Here is a 19,107-nt window from a genome sequence, read left to right as displayed (position 1 = left end):
TTGGCTGCTGCCTCCGGTGCCCGGAACGAACCATGCCATGCGCACCGACATGGCGCAGTTCCGGGATGAGGAAGAGGTGGACATAGTGATCGTCGGCTGCGGCGCCGGGGGTTCCACTCTGTTGCAGCGTCTGGCCAGGGCCGGCTGGAAGGCCGTTGCCTTGGACGCGGGCCCGTTTTGGGACCCGGAACGCGACTGGGTCAGCGACGAGGCCGGCTCCCATCATTTGTACTGGACCGAACCGCGCGTGGTTTCCGGGGATGATCCGGTGCCGCTGGGCTCGAACAACTCGGGCCGGGGCGTGGGCGGATCGATGGTGCATTACGCTGGCTACACGCCCAGGTTCCACCCAAGTGACTTCCACACCCAACGCACGGACGGCGTGGGTGCCGATTGGCCCTTCGAATACGAGGACCTCAAGTCCTACTACGAGGACATCGAGGGAGAACTGCCGGTAGCCGGGGAACACTGGCCGTGGGGTGATCCGCATTCCTATCCGCACAGCCCGCACCCCGTCTCCGGCAACGGCGAACTCTTCCTGCGCGGCGCACTGGCTGCCGGGATCACGGCCAAGGTCGGCCCGGTCGCGATCTCCAACGGCCGCTTCGGCAACCGGCCACACTGCATCTACCGCGGTTTCTGCCTGCAGGGCTGCAAGGTGAACGCAAAAGCTTCCCCGCTGATCACCCACATCCCGGATGCCCTGCACCATGGCGGGGAAGTTCGGGCCGACTCGATGGTGACCAGGATCGAAGTCGACGACAAGACGGGCAAAGCCACCGGCGTGCATTATGTCCGCCATGGCCGGGCACGTTTCCAGCGCGCCCGGATCGTCGCCGTCGCCGGCTATTCCATCGAAACTCCCCGCCTGCTGCTCAATTCCACGTCTCAGCGTTTCCCGCAGGGGCTGTGCAATGACTTCGACCAGGTGGGCCGGTACCTGATGGTCCAGGGAGCACCCCAGACGGCCGGCAGGTTCGACTCCGAGGTGCGGATGTGGAAGGCGCCGCCGCCGGAGGTCAGCTCGGAGGAGTTTTACGAGACAGACCCGACCAAGCCCTACAAACGCGGGTTCTCCGTGCAGACGGTGTCGCCGCTGCCGATCACCTGGGCCGAACACGTTGCTGCCCAGGGCCACTGGGGGGCGAAGCTGCGCGAATACATGAGCGACTACGTGCACTGGGCCTGCCTGGGGGCGCTCTGCGAATTCCTGCCGCAGGCCGAAAACCGCGTCACGCTGGCGCAGGAGAAGGACCGGAACGGGATGCCGATTGCGCATTTCCATTACTCCCAGTGCGACAACGACCGCCAGCTCATGGGCGCCGCGCAGACAGTGATGGAAAAGATCTTGAAGGGCGCCGGCGCCGACGAGGTCATCACCATCAAGCGCTACGCCCACTTGGTGGGCGGCGCCCGGATGTCCGCCGACGAACGGCACGGCGTCGTTGACGCCGATTGCCGAAGCTTCGCCGTGCCCAATCTCTACATCACCGACGGCAGCGTGCTGCCCACCCAGGGAAGCGCCAACCCGGCACTGACCATCATGGCCGTCGCGGCCCGCGCCGCTGACCGGCTGATCGCAGGCGGTGCCAGCACGGCCGCCTGAGCCTACCCAACCACGGGCCACGTATCCGGCCCCAGCTACCAAAGGAACGAGCCATGGCAAAAGAACTTATCTCGGATTACCTCCTGAACCGGCTCCGGGACTGGGGCGTGGAGAACGTCTTCGCCTTCCCTGGCGACGGCATCAACGGCATCATCTCCGCCTTCGGCCGGGCCAACAACGAGCCTAAGTTCGTCCAGGCAAGACACGAGGAGATGGCAGCGTTCGAGGCAGTCGGCTTCGCCAAGTTCACCGGCCGCACGGCAGTCTGCCTGGCCACTTCCGGCCCCGGCGCCATCCACCTGCTCAACGGTCTTTACGACGCCAAAATGGACCACGTTCCGGTCGTCGCCATCGTCGGCCAGACGGCCCAGAGCGCGATGGGAGGCTCCTATCAGCAGGAAGTGGATTTGGTAACCCTCTTCAAGGATGTTGCCAGCGAGTACCTCCAGACCGTCACGGTCCCGCAGCAACTGCCCAATGTCCTGGACCGGGCCATCCGCATCGCCACCGCCAATCGCACCGTGACAGCCATCATCATCCCCTCCGACGTCCAGGAAATGGAATACGCGCCTCCGACCCATGCCTTCAAGATGGTGCCCTCCAGCATTGGTGTGCAGTGGCCCACGGTGTCTCCCGACGACGCTGCGGTTCGCCGGGCCGCCGACCTGCTCAATGCCGGCCGCAAAGTCGCCATCCTGGTCGGCCAGGGGGCCCGGGGGGCGAAGGCCGAAGTGGAACAGGTAGCCGGACTGCTGGGAGCCGGCGTGGCCAAAGCGCTGCTGGGTAAGGACGCCTTGTCCGACGAACTGCCTTTCGTCACAGGGTCCATCGGTCTGCTGGGGACGCGGCCCAGCTACGAGATGATGATGGACTGCGATACGTTGCTGACCGTCGGCTCAAGTTTCCCGTACACACAGTTCATGCCCGAACCCGGACAGGCCAGGGCGGTGCAGATCGACATCGATCCGAACATGATCGGCATGCGCTATGACTATGAGCTCAACATCGTCGGGGACGCCGCCGCCACCCTGCGCGCGCTGATCCCGCTGCTGCAACACAAGGAGGACCGGAGCTGGCAGGAGAAGATCGAAGCCAATGTGGCCCGGTGGTGGAAGACGATGAAGATGGAGGCCATGGTCGAGGCCAAACCGATCAACCCGCAGCGACTTTTCCACGAGCTCTCACCGTTACTGCCTGAAAACGCCATGCTGATGGCAGACTCGGGGTCCTCTGCCGACTGGTACGCCCGCCAGCTGAAGTTCCGCGGAAACATCCGCGGCTCCCTCTCCGGGAATCTGGCCACCATGGGCCCGGGGGTGCCCTACGCCATCGGAGCGAAGTTCGGCTGCCCCGACCGGCCCGCCATCGCGTTCGTCGGCGACGGCGCCATGCAGATGAACGGCCTGGCCGAACTCATCACCATCAAGCACTACTGGCAGGAATGGTCGGATCCGCGCCTGATCGTTGCTGTGCTGCACAACAACGACCTGAACCAGGTCACCTGGGAGTTGCGTGCAATGGCAGGCAGCCCCGTCTTCACGGAATCCCAAACGCTGCCCGACGTTGACTACGCCGCGTTTGCCCGGAGCCTTGGCCTGCAAGGAATCGCCGTCACTGACCCGGACGACGTGGCAGGGGCGTGGACCAGCGCCCTGGCCGCCGACAGGCCCACCGTGCTGGACTTCCACACCAATGCGGACGTGCCTCCGATCCCGCCGCACGCCACCTTCGAGCAGGCGAAGAAATCAGCGGAGGCGATGCTCAAGGGCGACCCGGATGCCCTGGGCATTATTGCCGAGGGAGCCAAAACCAAAGTGCAAGAATTCCTGCCGCACAGGAAGGGCTGACCATGGCCGCCACGTCAACCTCCTCCGATCCGGTCGTCAGCGGCCTGGATGTCAGCACGTACACGATTCCCACCGACAGCCCGGAGGCGGACGGGACCTTCGCCTGGGACGCGACGACAATGGTGCTGGTCCGGGCCCGCGCCGGCGACCGGGAGGGCATCGGCTGGACCTACGCCCCGTCCTCCTGTGCCCAGCTGATCGCAGGGACGCTGGGGCCGGCTGTTTCCGGACGCTGCGCGTGGGACACTGCCGGCGCGGCGCTGTCGATGCTGCAGGCCGTTCGCAATACCGGCCGCAGCGGGCTGGCCGGGTACGCCATTTCCGCGGTGGACTGCGCCCTGTGGGACCTGAAGGCTCGCCTGCTCGACCTCCCGTTGTACAGGCTCCTGGGCGCGGTGCGCGGCGAGGTCGCCATTTACGGCAGCGGCGGGTTCACCACCTACTCCCGCCAGCAGCTGGAGGACCAGCTGGGAGGCTGGGTCCACGACCAGCACATTCCGCGAGTCAAGATAAAGATCGGGCAGGACCGCGGAGCCGGTGTCCCCCGGGATGTGGAACGCATCGGTCAGGCGCGGGCCGTCATCGGTGACAGCGCCGAGCTGTACGTCGACGCCAACGGCGCCTACACGGCCAAACAAGCCGTCAGGGCATTCGAAGCAGCCCAGGAACTGCGGCCCGCATGGTTCGAAGAGCCTGTCTCGGCCGACCACCTGGACGGGCTGCGGACTGTCAGGGAGGCAGTATCCGCCGATGTCGCCGCGGGTGAATACGGCACCGACCTGTTCTACTTCCAGCGCCTGTGCCAGGCCGACGCCGTCGACTGCGTGCAGGTGGACGTCTCCCGCTGCGGTGGCATCACCCAATGGCTGCGCATCGCGGCCCTGGTGGCAGCCTACGGGCTCCAAGTGTCCGGCCACTGCGCGCCGCACTTGAGCGCGCATGCCGCCGCCGCGACGGAAAACTTTCGGCATCTGGAGTGGTTCCACGACCACGTCCGGATCGAACGGAAGTTTTTCGACGGGACCCTGGACCCGGCCGGCGGGGCGATTGCGCCGGACGCCCATACGCCAGGTAACGGTCTCAGCCTTCGCACAGCTGACACGGAAAAGTACCGGGTCGGCTAGGCCCCGGACATCAGGTCGGAAGAGAGGATCATCGCCATGAGTAACGTCCAAGCAAGACCGGATGTCTTTACCCGGTTCACCAGCAAAGCGTCCAAGGTCCTAGGCCACGCCTGGGTGTTTGCGGGCGCCATCAGCATCCTTGTCCTCTGGGCTATTAGCGGCCCGTTCCTGGGCTTTTCCAATAGATGGCAGCTGGTCATCAACACGGGAACGACCATCATCACGTTCCTGATGGTCTTCATAATCCAGAACACGCAAAACCGTGATTCAGCTGCCCTGCACCTAAAGATCGATGCCCTCATGCTTGAACTGCAAGTCAGCAACGCCAAGCTCTACGCCGCCGAGGACGAAGGTGAGCAGCAGCTTGAAAGCCAGCGCCACAGCATCAAACACCAGGCCGACCAGGCCGGCCAAAACGGCCCGGCGCACTGAACCCGGCAAGGAAAGACGCCCCCGCATGCAGCTGGGGTCCCGGGCCTCTGAGCCGTGCGCTGCGAAAGTTTGCCAGCGGCCCGCCTGGGGCGTCCGTAAGCGTGCGACGGCGGTCACGGTTGTTGTCGTGGCCGCGGCTCTGCTGATTGGAGCGTTCCTGCTGCTGGTGCTGCTGCACCACTCGCTCATTTCCGCCACCGAGGCCGCCGCCCGCCGCCGGGCGTCGGACGTCGCGGCGGTCATCAGCAGCCGGGGCCTGTCCGAGGCCGGCCAGTCGCTGAGCACGACGGCGCACGTCGGACAGTACGTGCAGATTATCGCTCCGGGCGGTGCGGTATCCGCCTCTTCTGTGCCGTCGGCGTCCGGCTCCGCACTGTCTGCGCTCACGCCGGCAGCGGGCCACGTGCTCACCGAAACTGTCTCCGGGCTTACGAAGGTGGCCGATCCCGACGCTTTCCTTGTGGTGGCACTCGGCGCCGAGGTCGGCGGCAAACCATATACGGTCCTTGTTGCCTCCACCATCCAGGTGCAGCTGGACACCGTCATGACCGTCGCCTCCTTCGCTCTGGGCGCAGGGCCGGTACTCCTCGTTGTCGTTGGTGTGAGCGCCTGGATCCTGGTCGGAAGGTCGCTTCGGCAGGTGGAAAGGATCCGCGGCCAGGTGGCACGGATCAACGCGTCACGCCTCGGCGACCGGGTCGAGGTGCCGCCCACGAACGACGAGATCGAGGAGCTGGCCCGGACCATGAACGGCATGCTCGACCGGCTGGAACAGTCCGGCCATGAGCAGCGCCGTTTCCTTTCCGATGCCAGCCATGAGCTGCGCAGTCCGCTGGCTACCCTGAACGCCGGGCTGGAAATTGCGTCTTCGGACCCGACCGGCGACACGTGGACGCAACTGCGGGACCTCTTGACGGAGGAAGCGTCCCGGATGGGATATCTGGTCGATGACCTGCTGACGCTGGCAAAGTCCGATGACGAAGGGATCCGGGTCCACGCCACAGACGTCGATCTGGACGACGTCCTCGATGCCGAGGTCCGCCGCCTCCGCGCGTTCACGGCCCGTCGGGTGCTGGCCCGGCTGGCGCCAGTGCGGATCACCGGTGATCCGCACCGGTTGAGCCAGGTGGTGCGGAACGTGCTGGACAATTCGAACAGGCATGCGCGGTCATCGGTCCGGGTGAGCCTGTCGACGTTGCCTGGCGGTGCACTGATCGTCATAGAAAACGACGGCGACCCGGTGGCGGAGGACGACCGGGCACGTATTTTCGACCGGTTTGTTCGCCTGGACGAAAGCAGGTCGCGGGAGAGCGGCGGCAGTGGCTTGGGGCTGGCGATCGCCGCCCGAATCATGCAGGCACACCGCGGGACGATTACCGCCACGGAGTCCGACGACGGCTGGTGCCGCTTCGAGTTGCGTCTGCCTGCTGCACCCGTGGAGGTGGATCAGATCAGCTCCGGAGCAGCCGCTGCGCCGCCGTCCTCGGGGCGGTCCGCGCTGAGTTGATAGCCCATCCCCCGGACGGTCGTAAGCGTCTGCAAACCGAACGGAGCGTCGATTTTCCGGCGCAGATATCCGATGTAAACCTCGACGACGTTGTCCCCGCCTTCGAAGTCCGGATCCCACACGTTTTCCAGGATTTCCGCTTTGGATACCACCTGACCCTGCCGTCGCATCAGGAACTGCAGCAAACCGTACTCTCGTGCGGTGAGGGTGACCGGGGTGCCCGCCCGTGCCACCCTCCGCTTGAGCGGATCCAGAGTCAGCGTGCCCAGCCGGAGCACGACGGGGCGTTCCGGGGCGCCGCGCCGGATTAGCGCACGCAACCGGGCGACCAGGACCAGGAAACTAAAGGGCTTGGTCAGATAATCGTCCGCCCCCAGGTCGAGTGCGTCGGTCTGGTCATATTCCCCGTCCTTGGCGGTCAGCATCATGACAGGCGTCCAGATCCGCCGGCACCGCAGTTCCCTGAGGACGTCGTAGCCGTTCTTCAGCGGCAGCATCAGATCCAGAATGATGACGTCGTAGAGGTTCTCCGTCGCCGCGCTCAGCCCGCTCACGCCGTCAGCGGCCAGATCAACAACGAAACCCTGGTTGGACAGCCCGCGCCGCACGGTCTCAGCCAACAGCTTTTCGTCCTCGACAATCAGAACCCGCATCCGCACCACCTCCTGATCAGGGCCCATTGAGCCACCCTCGGCATTATCACTGCGCGCTCGGACCCGCAGCGCCTTCCTGAGACGAACCTGAGGGCCGGTGGGTCACGGCGCCTGACAGATTTATCGTTGAAAAGAGCCCGCTCCCCGGCGGACCGCCTCAAGGAGGAGACATCATATGAAGTTTTTCCGACTCTACACGGCGGCCGGAGTGACCGCAGCGGCACTGACGCTGACGGGCTGCACAGGCAGCCCGGCGACGGGATCCGGTTCATCCACGGCGTCCCCGGGCGCTTCGGCTCCCGCAACAGCCCTCCCCGCGGGAGCCGGGCTGCCCGCGGTCCCCGGCGTCGTCAAGAATGTGGAACCGTCCGTCGTCACGATCCTGACACCCGTTGGTCTCGGCAGCGGGGTGGTCTATCGCAGCGATGGCACCATCGTCACTGACGCGCACGTGGTGGAGGACCAGCAGAAGCAGGCCTTCAAGAACGTGCAGGTCCAGTTTGCGGACGGCTCGCAGAGCCGGGCCGATGTCATCGGCGTCGACGACGTCACCGACGTGGCCGTCCTGAAGTCCGACCGGACGGGCCTCCCGGCCGCAAAGTTTGCCTCATCCGCGCCGGAGGTCGGATCGATGACTGTGGTGATTGGCAGCCCGCTCGGGCTGAAGGAGACCGTCACCGCCGGGATCGTGTCCAGCCTGCACCGGAACATGCCGCCCTCCAAGGAGTCACCGCACGGCGCCATCGACCTGCTCCAGACGGATGCGCCGATTTCCCCCGGCAACTCCGGCGGCGCGGTGGCCGACTCCTCCGGGCAGATCATCGGACTCTCGGAGGCTTACCTCCCGCCCAGTTCCGGGGCTGTGGCGATCGGCTTCGTCACGCCCTCGTCCACAGTCACCGAAGTTGCCGACCAGTTGCTGAAGAACGGGTCGGTGAAACACGCCGCCCTCGGCGTGGTTCCCACCGACATTACCCCGCAGATCGCCCAGCGCTTCTCCGTGCCGACGACCTCCGGCGCGTTGGTCATCAATGTCGCAGCGAACAGCCCCGCCGAGAAGGCTGGCATGAAAGCCGGGGACATCATCACCAAGTTCGCCGGAACGCCGGTGGCAAACGTCACGGACCTTCTCGCCGCCCTCCGGAAGCAGGATCCGGGCCAGCAGGTCGACGTCGAGGTGCAGCGCGATAAGACTTCGCAGACCCTGCACGTCACCCTCGGTGACTTGGCCACGCAACAGTGATGCGGCGTCCGCTGGTTGCCTTCGTCCTGGCAGGGGTTATCTGCGGGGTGCTGCTGGCCGGCCTGCTGATGCCAGCCGTGGCGGTAGCAGGCACCACGGCCGCCGGCTCTCTCACCTTCTTCGACCGCCTCCCGGCACAGCTTGACATCAATGCGCCGGCGCAGAAGACCAGCGTGGTGGCCAACGACGGCTCACTCATCGCCACCTTCTACGCAGAAGACCGGGTCAAGGTCAACCTGGACCAGATGTCGCCCTTCATGAAGGACAGCATCATCGCCATCGAGGATGCCCGGTTCTACCAGCACGGAGGCATCGATCCGGTGGGCATCCTGCGGGCCCTGGCGGCCACCGCCCGCGGCGGACGGCAGGGCGCCTCCACTATCACGCAGCAATACGTCAACAACGTCATCATTGAGGCCCAGGTCGCCAACGGCAACGCAGACCAAGTGAAACTGGGGGCCGAAAAAACGGTCGGAGACAAGCTCCGCGAGGTAAAGCTGGCCATCGCGCTGGAAAAGAAATACTCCAAGGACGACATCCTCAAGGGGTACCTGAACATCGTCTATTTCGACAACAACGTCTATGGAGTCGAGGCGGCGTCGAACTTCTATTTCGGTGTCCATGCCAAGGAACTCTCCCTGTCGCAGGCGGCGACGCTCGCCGCCGTCGTGAACGACCCCGCCTACTACGACCCGATCGCGCACCCGGACCACGCCGTCAGCAGGCGGAACACGGTGCTGGATAAAATGCTCGAACAAAGCATGATCAGCCGGACCCAGCACGACGCCGCCACTAAAGCGCCCATCGGGCTCAAGATCCACGACACCGCCCAGGGCTGTGTGGCGGCGAAAACCGCCCCGTACTTCTGCGATTACGTGCAACGGCTGATCCTGAACAACGCCCACTACGGCGCCACCGAAAAGGAACGGCGACAGTTCCTCTACCGCGGCGGCCTCACCATCAAGACCACACTCGATCCGCACCTGCAGCGGGTGGCGCAGGATCAGGTCAACGCCTCCATCTCCGGAGCCGACCCGCTTCAGCGAGGTAGCGACGTGACCAGCATCCAGCCGGGGACCGGTCACGTGCTCACCATGGCCCAAAACACCACATACAGTCCGGACGACCGGCCAGGCAACTACATGGGCAACTTCGCCCTCCCCGAAACGGACCTCAACGGGAACCCGCTCCACGGCGCCGGCGGTTTCCAGATCGGTTCCACCATGAAGCCCTTCGTCTTCGCCCAATGGCTGAATTCAGGCAGATCCATGAACACCGTGCTGGACGGCGCTGTGCGGATTTACAAAGCGGGGTTCCCCTGGAAGAACTCCTGCGGGACGACCACCGGATCGTACGACCCGGCGCTGGGCCAGGAACCGCTGCCCAACGACGACAGCCACCACTACTATCCGATGACCGTGCTCCAGGGCCTGTACCACTCGATCAACACGATGACCTTCCAGTCAGCTGTGCCACTGGACTTCTGCAAAATCCAGCAAATGACCAGCGCGGCGGGGATACGCGACGGCCACACTAACAAGCCCTACGACCTCTCCAAGATTTCAAACCTGATCGGCTCGGTCGACGTCGCACCCCTCACCATGGCCAACGCCTACGCCACGTTCGCCAGCGGCGGAACCTACTGCACCCCCACCGCCATCCTGTCGGTCACCGACAGCCAGGGCAGGCAATATCCCGTCCCCGGCGCAGATTGCCACCAGGCCATCAGCCCGGACGTGGCCGCCGGCGTCGTCTATGCCCTCAAGCGTGTGCTGACCAGGGGCTCGGGTTACTACATTCCGGTCAGCAAGGGAAACCCCGACATCTTCGCCAAAACCGGCACCACCGACTACAACGTCAACACCTGGACGGTGGGCGCGACGTCCGCCATTGCGACTGCCTCATGGTTCGGCAGCTACAAGGGAACCGGCCCCGTCTGGGCCAACCAGAACATCACCGTCAATGGCCGCTACTACCCCGTCGTCAATGGCGCCGACCTGGCCGGGACCCAGTGGGCAACGGTGATGAACGCGGCCACGGCGGATTACCCGCCCCACGGCTTCCCCGCGCCGCCGGCCTGGATGCTTGCGGCCGACCCTCAGCACGGCCCGGGGACCTCGGGCCGGGTCGGTCCGCCGTCGTAACCAGCATCAGAAACACCGGAGGACCTGGCCTGCATTGCTGCAGCTCAGGTCCTCTTGTCGGGTAGGGCTACTCGGACTTGAACCGAGGACCTTAGGATTATGAGTCCCGCGCTCTAACCAGCTGAGCTATAGCCCCGAGGGCCCGGACGGCCGGGCCCGGGCGGGGCCGGACCGTTCCGGGCAAAAACACTCTAACAATAGTAGTCGCCCCGGCTCAGGCAACTGGCGCCGGGCGCCTTAGACGACGAGGTCGTCGTAGCTGGCCCCCCGGTAGATGTCCTCAAAGGTCTGGAGCGTGCGCTCAATGCTGTGGCTTTCCACCATGCTCCGGCTTGCCTTGCCCATGGCCGCCCGCTCGTCGGCGGGCAGCGTCAGCACGCGTTCGATCTTGGCGGCCAGGTCGTCGCTGTCGTTGGGCGTGAACAGGTAACCGTTCTCGCCCTCGTGCACCAGGTGCGGGAGGGCCATCGCGTCGGCCAGCACCACCGGGGTGGACGCGGACATCGCCTCAAGCGTCACGAGCGACTGGAGCTCGGCCGTGCCGGGCATGCAGAACAGGTCGGCGCTCAAGTAGGCCCGGCGCAATTCCTCGTCGCTGGCCAGGCCAAGGAACTTCACCCGGTCCTGCAGGCCGAGGCGTTGGACCTGCGCCTCGAGTGCGGGACGCACCTCGCCTCCGCCGACGATTTCCAGATGGATGTCCAGCCCGGCCGGGGTCTTGGAGACGGCGTCGATCAGCACATCGATGTGCTTTTCCTCGGCCAGGCGTCCCACGAACAGCACCGTGGGGCTGGCATGGTGCACCGCTTCCTCGCCAGGCTTCAGCTCGTAGGCTGCGGCATCAATGCCGTTGGACAGCGGCAATACTTTGCGCAGGAAGGCGTGTTGGTGCATGGCCTTGGCGGCGAGCGGAGTCGGCGTCGTGACGACGTCGGCCTGGCCCATGACCTTGCCCATGTCGCGCCAGGACACGCGGCCCACAATGTCCTTGAACCACTGCGGGAAGGGCAGGAACGGGTTGAGGTTCTCCGGCATGAAATGGTTGGTCGCGACGATCCTGATCCCGCGTTTCACCGCCTCGTAGAGGACGTGCTCACCGATCATGTAGTGGCTCTGGATGTGCACGACGTCCGGCTGGATCCGGTCGAACAGCAGGCTGATTTCCTTCTTGATCTCCCACGGGAAGGTGATCCTGAAGTACTCGTGGGTCGGCACAGAGTGTGAGCGCAGGCGGTGCACGGTGGCCTCGTCACGGAATTCGCTGAAGCTCTTGCCCTTCCCGGGCCGGCACGCCAGGACGTGGACATCGTGCCCGCGCCCCGTCATGCCCTTGGCCAGGCGGTAGCCGAACTGCGCGGCACCGTTGACGTGCGGCGGGTATGTGTCCGCCGCAACGAGGATGGTCAGCTTTTTGTCGGGTTGGGCGTTCTGGGGCATGGTCACGGGGATAGCTCCTGGTGGTCACGGTGCGGTCAGCGGGGCTGTGGTGGCCGGCTGGCCGTCGGCGCTGGCGCGGTGCCTGTGCCTGAAGTCTGCGGCGCCGCCCTAGGACAGCCGTCCCGCGGCCTTCCGCGCATCCTTCTTGCGCTTGGTGACCTCGGGGTGGTGCCGGGAAAGAGCGATCACTCCCACGATAGCAAGGAGTGCAGCCGTGGCCATGGCAATTGCCGTCACGGCGTGGACGTCGGACCGCAGTTCCCCCAGGATCACGATGCCGATCGCGATGCCGATAATCGGGTCGATGACGGTGAGGCCGGCGATCACGAGGTCAGGCGGTCCCCCGGAGTACGCGCTCTGTACAAACCAGGAGCCCAGGCCGCCGGCGGCCAGGATCGCGACCAGCGTGTACCACTGGACATTGAGCAGGAACTGTCCGTTCGGGTCCAGCAGGTGCTTGCCGATGATGCGGGTCAGGACGGCCACGAAGCCGAACAGCACACCGGCGCCAAGGATGTACACAAAGGCGCTCATCCGGTGTCTGAAGAGCAGCGCCAGCGTGCCGAACAGGCCCACGGCCAGGGCCAGCAACAGCACGATGGTCAGTTCGTCCGAGCCGCTGACGTGGTGGTTCTCCTGGGTGACGTTGACGGCGAGCACGACGAAAAGTGCCGAGCCGGTGACGCAGGCGCTGATGGCCACGACGGTGGCCCGGTTCATGCTGAGCCCCTGGTCCTTGGCATTGATGATCGTGGTGATCACCAGGGCGATCGCCCCGATCGGCTGAACTACGGTGAGGGGCGCCGAGACCAGCGCCACGGCATTCATCGCCGTACCGATGCCGAGCAGCAGCAGGCCGAGGACCCAGCGCGGGTTGCGGATCAGGCGGAGCAAACCGTGCGAGCTGAGCGCCAGCCCTCCGGTGTCCGCCTTGACGGCACTGCCCTGCCGTTGGGCGCCGAAGGCCAGGAAGAAGGCGCCAAGGACCGCCAGTACAACTGCCAACCAGACCATCAGCGCAGGCCGCCGTCGTCAGTGCCGCCGTCGCCGGTTCCGCTTGCGGTGCTGCCGCCGTCGTCAACGGGCTGTCCGCCGGGATTCGCGGTGGCGGTGCGGGACCTGAGCTCCGTGCCCTTGCGGATGATGGCCCAGAAGTAGTTGTAGGCGGCGATCCAGTGCCCCACCAGGCCCAGCCCGAGGAAGATCCAGGCTGCCACGAAGTAGCTATCTGTCCCCGGAAGAGGCAGCTTGGAAAGCACCAGCAGCGGCGTTCCCACCAGCAGCAATGCGGTGCGGATCTTGCCAACCCGGCTCACGGGCAGGTCCGGGTGGCTGTGGAAATAGAAGAGAGACATGGAGAGCAGCACCAGGTCCGGAACGAGCAGGGCCGTGAGGTACCACCATTCGACGACGCCGGCGATCACAAGCGTCACGGCGACGGCAATGAGGGACAGCCGGTCCGCGATCGGATCCATGATGCGGCCCAGCTTTGACATCTGGTTGAAGCGGCGGGCGATGTAGCCGTCCACCCAGTCTGTGCTGCCCATGATGGCCAGCACCAGCGCGGCGGTGCCGTACTCCTGCTCGGCAAGGACCAGCCAGATAAACAGAGGGACGCCAAGAAACCGGACCACGGTCAGCAGGTTGGGAACGGTAAAGACCAGGTCATGATGGATCTGGGGCTGCCCCGGCCGCGTGCCAGCGCCGATGAACCTCATCCGTTCCCCCTTTCCACAGCCGGCAACGAGTTAGCGTCGGAGTTCAGGGTGCGGCCTAGCCCTTGAGCAGTCGGCGCAGCATGACGACGAGGGCAGCCGTCGAGGCAGCGAGCGCCGCCAGGGGCCTCCAGCGCTTGCCGAGCTCGGCCGCCACGGCGGATACGCCCGTGTTAACGGTCGCTCCCGGCGATCCGGCGGGGGCGGCTGCACCGGGCGTGCCGGCGGCCTTGGCGTGGCTGCGGAAACTGGCGATTTTGTCGTCCATGAGCTCCTTGCCTTCCTCCAGCTTGTGCTGGGTGGCGGCGAGGAGGATCTGGGCCTGGGTCTTGACGTCGAGTTCCTGCCCAAGCTCGTCGCGGACGCCGGTGAGGTGCTGGCGGCGCTGATCGAGGCGGCGGCGCAGCTCTGCCTCGGTGGGGGCAGGGCCGAGATCGGGCTGTTCGGCTGCTTTCTTGGCTTCCTTCTCGGCCTTGGCCTTGGCCGCGGCTTCGTCCTTGGCTGCCTTCGCTGCCTTGGCCTGGGGGGAATTGGGGTCCAGGACGGCGGCGTCGAAGGACGAACCTTCCTTCGCGATGCCAAGATCGTACTTAAGGCCGCGGATCGTCTCCTCGGGGAGCAGCGGCATCGCCTTCTTGAACCGGCTATAGCCAATCAAGCCCACGATCAGGGCAATCACCAGGAAGGCGGCGCAGACCAGCAGGGCCGCGAGCCAGGCCGGCATGACCGTGGCCAGGCCCATGATGGCAGCTACGATGAGCCCGATCACCAGGAACACGACAAAGACGAGCGCGACGGCCAGGAAAGCCGCCGCGACGCCGAGCTGGATGCCCTTGCGCTTGAGCTCTGCCTTGGCAAAGGCAATCTCGTCATTGAGCTGCCGGGGCGCCAGTTTGAAGATCAGCTTCACGGTCTTGGGCAGCGCGGATAGGCGCAGTCCCCCGTTTGTCCTGCCGGTGTGCCGTCCGCTCATCGGTTCCGCCTAACTGGTTCCATCTGTGATTCCGCTTCCGCTGGATTGCCGGGCCGGCGCGGTTTCCCGCACGCCCTGGTGTCAAAACTACCATTCAGGGTCCTGACGGCGCGGCGCGGGTGGCCGCAGCGGGGTGTGGCGTGCTGGCGCACCGCGTTTACGGGGCCGCGGTGCGCGACGGCGGGTGGGCGGCTTGTATTGCACGGCGCGGGCCTAGGATTGACCTCTGTGCAGACACCCAGCAATCCCGGCGATTCCCTGACCCGTCGTCGCAAGCTCCTCTACATCCTGATGCTCGGCGCTTTGACGGCGCTTGGGCCGTTCACGGTGGACCTCTACCTCCCGGCGTTTCCAGCCCTGGAGGCGAGCCTTGGCGTCACCGAGGCTGCGGTGCAGCTGACGCTGACCGGCACAACCGTCGGCTTCGCCCTGGGCCAGCTGGTGGTGGGTCCGTTGAGCGACAAGTTCGGGCGGCGGAGTCCGCTGATCCTGGCCACGGCAGTGCACATCGGCGCCTCGCTCGGCGCTGCCCTGTCCACGGACATCGCCACGCTGGGCCTGTTCCGGGTGCTGATGGGAATCGGCGCCGCCGGCGGAGGCGTGGTGGCGATGGCGATGGTGCGCGACCTCTTCAGTGGCTACGCGATGGTCCGGATGTTTTCCCGGATGGCGCTGGTGAACGGGCTGGCCCCCATTTTGGCTCCGGTGATCGGATCCCAGTTGCTGCTGCTCATGCCCTGGCCCGGCATCTTCTTCTTCCTCGCCGGCTACGGTACCTGCGTGATCATCGCGGCCCTCTTCGTGGTGCGCGAGACCTTGCCGCGTGAACTGCGGGGCACCACCGGCCTGACAGTCCGCCAACGTTACGGCGTCCTCTTCGCCGACCGGATCTTCGTGGGCATGCTGTTGCTGGGCGGCATGAACTTTGGCGGCCTCTTTACCTACCTCTCGGCTTCGCCGTTCCTCTTCCAGGACGTGTACGGCTTCTCGCCGCAACAGTACGGCCTGCTGTTCGGTATCAACTCGCTCGGGATCGTGGCCGGTGTCCAGACCAGTTCCCGGCTGATCAAGCGTGTCCCGCCGCAGTGGATCCTCGCCTGCTCAACGGCGTGGATGTTCATGATGGCGCTGCTGATCGTAATCTTCGACCAGCTTGGCTTCGGCCTGTGGGGCGTCATGGTGCCGCTCTGGTTCTACATCCTGGGCGCCGGGTTCACCTTCCCCTGCGTCCAGGTGCTGGCCCTCGCCAACCACGGCGCGCAGGCGGGAACCGCGGCCTCCCTGCTCGGCGCCGCGACCTTCCTGATGGCCGGCATCATTTCGCCCGTGGTCGGCTGGCTTGGCCTGGGCTCAGCAACACCGATGGGAGCCGTCCAGGCCGGCTGCATCCTGTTGGCTGCAGCGTCCCTCTGGTTCGTGGTCCGGCCGCGGACCGTGCCCTCGATCCACTAGCGCGGTCCGCTGGCGCCGGGGCATGCACGGGGCATGTCCCGTGGAGCAGGAGTGCGTGGGGCCCTGCTGCCCTGTTCGCGGCCCATGGCTGGCGATAAAGTTGTTGTGTGCCTGACTGGCAGGACCCTCCTCCCCTACCGGCCACGTGGCAGCGGTGCGACGACGGTATTCTGCCTCTGTGGTGGGAGCGGCTGTGCTCCCAGACCAGCCCCCAGTCCGCGGCCCTCTATGCGGCCGGACTTTTCACCGAGGACCGGCGTCGACCGATCGCCCAGTGGTACAACCCCGCCTACGATTCAGCCCTCCTGGTCGCCCCCGAGACGTCCCCCGAGTGGCCCGTGCAGCGTTTCGGCATCTTCTACGCGCCGCCGCGCGGCGGGTTCACCCGCGTGCACTCCTCCGCCCACGAGTGGCATCCGCGGGAACCCCGGCAGTCCCCTACCGAGGACGAGGCCTTCCAAGCGGCGGTCACCGAGGCGGAGCGATTCCTGCAGGTCGAGATGTTCTTCGTCTGACGTGCCGTGCCGGGTCCCGGTGGACACAAGAAATGCAGCAAGAAAAAAGGCCCCGCAGCCGGTTGTTCACCGGCCGCGGGGCCCGTCCGCTCCTCCTGCTGGACTTGAACCAGCAACCCTTCGATTAACAGTCGAATGCTCTGCCAATTGAGCTAAGGAGGAATGAAGCAGGTACGACATTAGCAAAGGTTTTACCGCTAAGGAAATCGGGGGCGCCGGTGGCAGGGCACCCGCACCCCGAACCGCCCGCATACCCCCGCCGGGTATAGAAAAAGTCCCCGTCCCGGTGACCCGGAACGGGGACTGCGCGCTCCTCCTGCTGGACTTGAACCAGCAACCCTTCGATTAACAGTCGAATGCTCTGCCAATTGAGCTAAGGAGGAATGAAGCGGATATAAGCCTAGCAAACACCGCGCCGGGAAGTGAAATTGGCCCCGGCGGGACGCTGCGAAAAAGACTCAGGAGTCCATCCGGAGGGAACGCCGCTGCATCTCCAGCTCCATCAGCTCCCGGTTCAGCCGCTGGAACTCCTCGGGGTCCGCCGAGGCGTCCAGGCGCTGCAACTGGCCCATCTTGTCGGCCTTCACCCTGGTGATCTGCAGCTCGAACAGCCGCGCCAGAATGTCGCGGCAGTACCGCTGGACCGCTTCGGCGGTGCTTGCGGGCAGCGGCACGACGGCGAGTTCGGACACCAGCGGCCGGAGTGGCTCGGGGACTTCCTGACGCAGCTGTTCGACCCAGCGCAAGGGGTCGCCGGTGAAACCAAGTCCGGTAGCCCGGATGGCTTCGTGGATGGCCAGGTAGGCAGGGGTGGAGAACCGCGCCTCGGAGAAGCGCTGCCAGGTTGCCCCTTCGAGGATTGCCGGCTCCTGCAGGACCACTTCGAGCGCCTGGCGCTCCATCGCGGCTACCGGATCGCGCGGGTCCGGCCGGTTGAAGGCCGGGAGCATGGCCGACGGCGGCAGCGGCGCCACGCCGGGCGCGGCCCCGGGGCCCGGTCCGCCCCCGTGGCCCATCCCGACGGCCCTGGTGTGGTTCTGGCCAGAGCCCTGGCCAGAACCCTGGCCATAGCCCTGCCCGGAGCTCCCGGGCGGGGCCTGGGCGGCACGCTTGGCTGCGGCGCCAACGGCCCGGCTGACTTCTTCGACCGGCATGCCGAGCCAGCCGGCCAGCTCGCGGGCATAGGCGGGCCGGATGCCGGCGTCCCGGATCTGCGCGACCACGGGAGCCGATTCCCGCAGCGCCGCGATGCGTCCCTCCACGGTGTCCAGGTTGTGCCGCTTCAGGGCGGCACGGATGGCGAACTCGAACAGCGGCCGCCGGGTAGAAATGAGGTCACGGACAGCGGAGTCGCCCTTGGCCTGGCGCAGCTCGCACGGGTCGGACCCGCCGGGTTCCACCGCGACATAGGTCTGCGCCACGAAGCGCTGGTCTTCTTCGAAGGCGCGCAGCGCCGCCTTCTGGCCGGCGGCGTCGCCGTCGAAGGTGAAGATGACTTCTCCCCCGCTGCCGTCGTCGGAGAGCAGCCGGCGGGCGATCTTGATGTGTTCGGTGCCGAACGCCGTGCCGCAGGTGGCGACCGCCGTCGGGATCCCGGCCAGGTGGCAGGCCATCACGTCGGTGTAGCCCTCGACCACCACCAGCTGGCGGTCCTTGGCGATGTTCCGTTTGGCGAGGTCGATTCCGTAGAGGACCTGCGACTTCTTATAGAGCGCGGTCTCCGGGGTGTTCAGGTACTTGGGGCCCTGGTCGTCCTCGTAGAGCTTGCGCGCGCCGAAGCCGATGGTGTCCCCGGCAATGTCGCGGATGGGCCAGATCAGCCGGCCGCGGAAACGGTCGTAGATCCCCCGGCCGCCTTCGGAAAACATGCCGGTGAGCTTGAGTTCCGCGTCGGTGTAGCCGCGGCCCCTGAGGTGCTTGAGCAGCGAGTCCCAGCCCTGGGGTGCGTAGCCGACGCCGAACTGTTCTGCCGCGGCCCGGTCGAAGCCGCGGCCGTAAAGGAAGTTCCGGCCCTCGGTGGCGCCGGGGGTCAGCAGTTGGGCGCGGAAGAATTCATCGGCGATCTTGTGCGCGTCGAGCAGGCGCTGGCGGCGGCCGATTTCCTCGCGGTTCGGGCCCGAGCCGCCGTCCTCGTAGCGAAGTTCGTAGCCGATCCGGGCCGCGAGCTTCTCCACTGCCTCGTGGAAGGTGGTGTGGTCCAGTTTCTGCACAAAGGAGATGACGTCGCCGTCTTCGCCGCAACCGAAGCAGTGGTAGCGGCCCACCTGGGGGCGCACGGTGAACGAGGGCGATCGTTCGTCATGGAAGGGGCACAGGCCCTTGTAGGACCCCAGGCCGGCACCCTTGAGGGTCACATAGCCGTCGACGACTTCCTTGATGTCGGTGCGCTGGCGTACTTCGTCGATATCTTCACGTTTGATCAGGCCGGCCACAGTGACATCCTAGTCCGCGGATGCGGC

Annotated in this window: 15 protein-coding genes and 3 tRNA genes; 9 read left to right on the top strand and 9 right to left on the bottom strand. The window is 65.9% G+C overall.

What is annotated here, in order from left to right; all coding sequences use genetic code 11:
• Nucleotides 1–37: 37 nt before the first annotated feature.
• From ACUYM2_RS05995 to ACUYM2_RS05975, 5 genes are all read left to right on the top strand, one after another.
• Nucleotides 38–1,606: a GMC family oxidoreductase gene (locus ACUYM2_RS05995; RefSeq protein ID WP_481599245.1), complete on the top strand. Its 1,569-nt coding sequence runs from the start codon at nucleotides 38–40 to the stop codon at nucleotides 1,604–1,606.
• A 53-nt stretch (nucleotides 1,607–1,659) separates the two neighbouring features.
• Nucleotides 1,660–3,453 carry a thiamine pyrophosphate-requiring protein gene (locus ACUYM2_RS05990; protein WP_481599244.1) on the top strand — a complete coding sequence of 598 codons (1,794 nt, stop codon included), beginning with the start codon at nucleotides 1,660–1,662 and terminating at the stop codon, nucleotides 3,451–3,453.
• 2 nt (nucleotides 3,454–3,455) lie between these two features.
• On the top strand, nucleotides 3,456–4,577 hold the full coding sequence (locus ACUYM2_RS05985) for an enolase C-terminal domain-like protein (RefSeq protein ID WP_481599243.1): 1,122 nt from the start codon (nucleotides 3,456–3,458) through the stop codon (nucleotides 4,575–4,577).
• A 36-nt stretch (nucleotides 4,578–4,613) separates the two neighbouring features.
• Nucleotides 4,614–5,009, top strand: a complete 396-nt coding sequence (locus tag ACUYM2_RS05980) for a low affinity iron permease family protein (RefSeq protein WP_481599242.1) — start codon at nucleotides 4,614–4,616, stop codon at nucleotides 5,007–5,009.
• Between the two features lie 127 nt (nucleotides 5,010–5,136).
• The gene (locus ACUYM2_RS05975) at nucleotides 5,137–6,516 is read left to right on the top strand and encodes a sensor histidine kinase (protein ID WP_481599241.1); all 1,380 of its coding nucleotides are present in this window, start codon (nucleotides 5,137–5,139) and stop codon (nucleotides 6,514–6,516) included.
• Here the strand turns inward: ACUYM2_RS05975 and ACUYM2_RS05970 are convergent.
• On the bottom strand, nucleotides 6,456–7,169 hold the full coding sequence (locus ACUYM2_RS05970) for a response regulator transcription factor (protein ID WP_481601419.1): 714 nt from the start codon (nucleotides 7,167–7,169) through the stop codon (nucleotides 6,456–6,458). The two genes, ACUYM2_RS05975 and ACUYM2_RS05970, sit on opposite strands and share 61 nt — an antisense overlap.
• Nucleotides 7,170–7,344: 175 nt before the next feature.
• On the opposite strand from ACUYM2_RS05970, the gene ACUYM2_RS05965 reads away from it, so the two are divergent.
• The gene (locus ACUYM2_RS05965) at nucleotides 7,345–8,412 is read left to right on the top strand and encodes a S1C family serine protease (RefSeq protein ID WP_481599240.1); all 1,068 of its coding nucleotides are present in this window, start codon (nucleotides 7,345–7,347) and stop codon (nucleotides 8,410–8,412) included.
• The gene (locus ACUYM2_RS05960) at nucleotides 8,412–10,556 is read left to right on the top strand and encodes a transglycosylase domain-containing protein (RefSeq protein WP_481599239.1); all 2,145 of its coding nucleotides are present in this window, start codon (nucleotides 8,412–8,414) and stop codon (nucleotides 10,554–10,556) included. The genes ACUYM2_RS05965 and ACUYM2_RS05960 overlap by 1 nt, the downstream gene beginning before the upstream one ends.
• 62 nt (nucleotides 10,557–10,618) lie before the next feature.
• Here ACUYM2_RS05960 and ACUYM2_RS05955 read toward each other — a convergent pair.
• The 5 genes from ACUYM2_RS05955 to ACUYM2_RS05935 form a co-directional block, all read right to left on the bottom strand.
• Nucleotides 10,619–10,692: transfer RNA gene (locus ACUYM2_RS05955), tRNA-Ile, on the bottom strand.
• A gap of 101 nt (nucleotides 10,693–10,793) precedes the next feature.
• Nucleotides 10,794–11,993 (bottom strand): glycosyltransferase, encoded by a 1,200-nt coding sequence (locus tag ACUYM2_RS05950; RefSeq protein ID WP_481601418.1) that lies wholly within the window; start codon nucleotides 11,991–11,993, stop codon nucleotides 10,794–10,796.
• A 108-nt stretch (nucleotides 11,994–12,101) separates the two neighbouring features.
• Complete coding sequence (locus ACUYM2_RS05945; RefSeq protein ID WP_481599238.1) at nucleotides 12,102–13,007, bottom strand: DMT family transporter; 906 nt, start codon at nucleotides 13,005–13,007, stop codon at nucleotides 12,102–12,104.
• Nucleotides 13,007–13,711, bottom strand: a complete 705-nt coding sequence (locus tag ACUYM2_RS05940; RefSeq protein WP_481599237.1) for a CDP-alcohol phosphatidyltransferase family protein — start codon at nucleotides 13,709–13,711, stop codon at nucleotides 13,007–13,009. Before ACUYM2_RS05940 ends, ACUYM2_RS05945 begins: the two co-directional genes overlap by 1 nt.
• Before the next feature lie 55 nt (nucleotides 13,712–13,766).
• Nucleotides 13,767–14,681 (bottom strand): phage holin family protein, encoded by a 915-nt coding sequence (locus tag ACUYM2_RS05935; RefSeq protein WP_481599236.1) that lies wholly within the window; start codon nucleotides 14,679–14,681, stop codon nucleotides 13,767–13,769.
• A gap of 228 nt (nucleotides 14,682–14,909) precedes the next feature.
• On the opposite strand from ACUYM2_RS05935, the gene ACUYM2_RS05930 reads away from it, so the two are divergent.
• The gene (locus ACUYM2_RS05930) at nucleotides 14,910–16,133 is read left to right on the top strand and encodes a multidrug effflux MFS transporter (protein WP_481599235.1); all 1,224 of its coding nucleotides are present in this window, start codon (nucleotides 14,910–14,912) and stop codon (nucleotides 16,131–16,133) included.
• Nucleotides 16,134–16,240: 107 nt separating this feature from the next.
• On the top strand, nucleotides 16,241–16,648 hold the full coding sequence (locus ACUYM2_RS05925; RefSeq protein ID WP_479779384.1) for a hypothetical protein: 408 nt from the start codon (nucleotides 16,241–16,243) through the stop codon (nucleotides 16,646–16,648).
• A gap of 89 nt (nucleotides 16,649–16,737) precedes the next feature.
• Here the strand turns inward: ACUYM2_RS05925 and ACUYM2_RS05920 are convergent.
• The 3 genes from ACUYM2_RS05920 to dnaG form a co-directional block, all read right to left on the bottom strand.
• Nucleotides 16,738–16,810: transfer RNA gene (locus ACUYM2_RS05920), tRNA-Asn, on the bottom strand.
• 148 nt (nucleotides 16,811–16,958) lie between these two features.
• A tRNA-Asn gene (locus ACUYM2_RS05915) sits at nucleotides 16,959–17,031 on the bottom strand.
• Between the two features lie 75 nt (nucleotides 17,032–17,106).
• On the bottom strand, nucleotides 17,107–19,080 hold the full coding sequence (gene dnaG, locus ACUYM2_RS05910; protein ID WP_481599234.1) for a DNA primase: 1,974 nt from the start codon (nucleotides 19,078–19,080) through the stop codon (nucleotides 17,107–17,109).
• Between the last annotated feature and the right edge of the window lie 27 nt (nucleotides 19,081–19,107).

This window comes from Arthrobacter sp. SD1074B, assembly GCF_056780195.1.
The sequence above is the reverse complement of the archived record's forward strand: the minus strand, read 5'-3'. Positions and strand labels throughout refer to the sequence as shown.

What these genes read in the sequence shown, in the direction of transcription:
- ACUYM2_RS05985 (WP_481599243.1), top strand. Translation starts at nt 3,456, where the DNA reads ATGGCCGCCACGTCAACCTCCTCCGATCCGGTCGTCAGCGGCCTGGAT.
- ACUYM2_RS05935 (WP_481599236.1), bottom strand. Translation starts at nt 14,681, where the DNA reads ATGAGCGGACGGCACACCGGCAGGACAAACGGGGGACTGCGCCTATCC.
- ACUYM2_RS05960 (WP_481599239.1), top strand. Translation starts at nt 8,412, where the DNA reads ATGCGGCGTCCGCTGGTTGCCTTCGTCCTGGCAGGGGTTATCTGCGGG.
- ACUYM2_RS05950 (WP_481601418.1), bottom strand. Translation starts at nt 11,993, where the DNA reads ATGCCCCAGAACGCCCAACCCGACAAAAAGCTGACCATCCTCGTTGCG.
- ACUYM2_RS05965 (WP_481599240.1), top strand. Translation starts at nt 7,345, where the DNA reads ATGAAGTTTTTCCGACTCTACACGGCGGCCGGAGTGACCGCAGCGGCA.
- ACUYM2_RS05940 (WP_481599237.1), bottom strand. Translation starts at nt 13,711, where the DNA reads ATGAGGTTCATCGGCGCTGGCACGCGGCCGGGGCAGCCCCAGATCCAT.
- ACUYM2_RS05970 (WP_481601419.1), bottom strand. Translation starts at nt 7,169, where the DNA reads ATGCGGGTTCTGATTGTCGAGGACGAAAAGCTGTTGGCTGAGACCGTG.
- ACUYM2_RS05980 (WP_481599242.1), top strand. Translation starts at nt 4,614, where the DNA reads ATGAGTAACGTCCAAGCAAGACCGGATGTCTTTACCCGGTTCACCAGC.
- ACUYM2_RS05990 (WP_481599244.1), top strand. Translation starts at nt 1,660, where the DNA reads ATGGCAAAAGAACTTATCTCGGATTACCTCCTGAACCGGCTCCGGGAC.
- ACUYM2_RS05945 (WP_481599238.1), bottom strand. Translation starts at nt 13,007, where the DNA reads ATGGTCTGGTTGGCAGTTGTACTGGCGGTCCTTGGCGCCTTCTTCCTG.
- ACUYM2_RS05995 (WP_481599245.1), top strand. Translation starts at nt 38, where the DNA reads ATGCGCACCGACATGGCGCAGTTCCGGGATGAGGAAGAGGTGGACATA.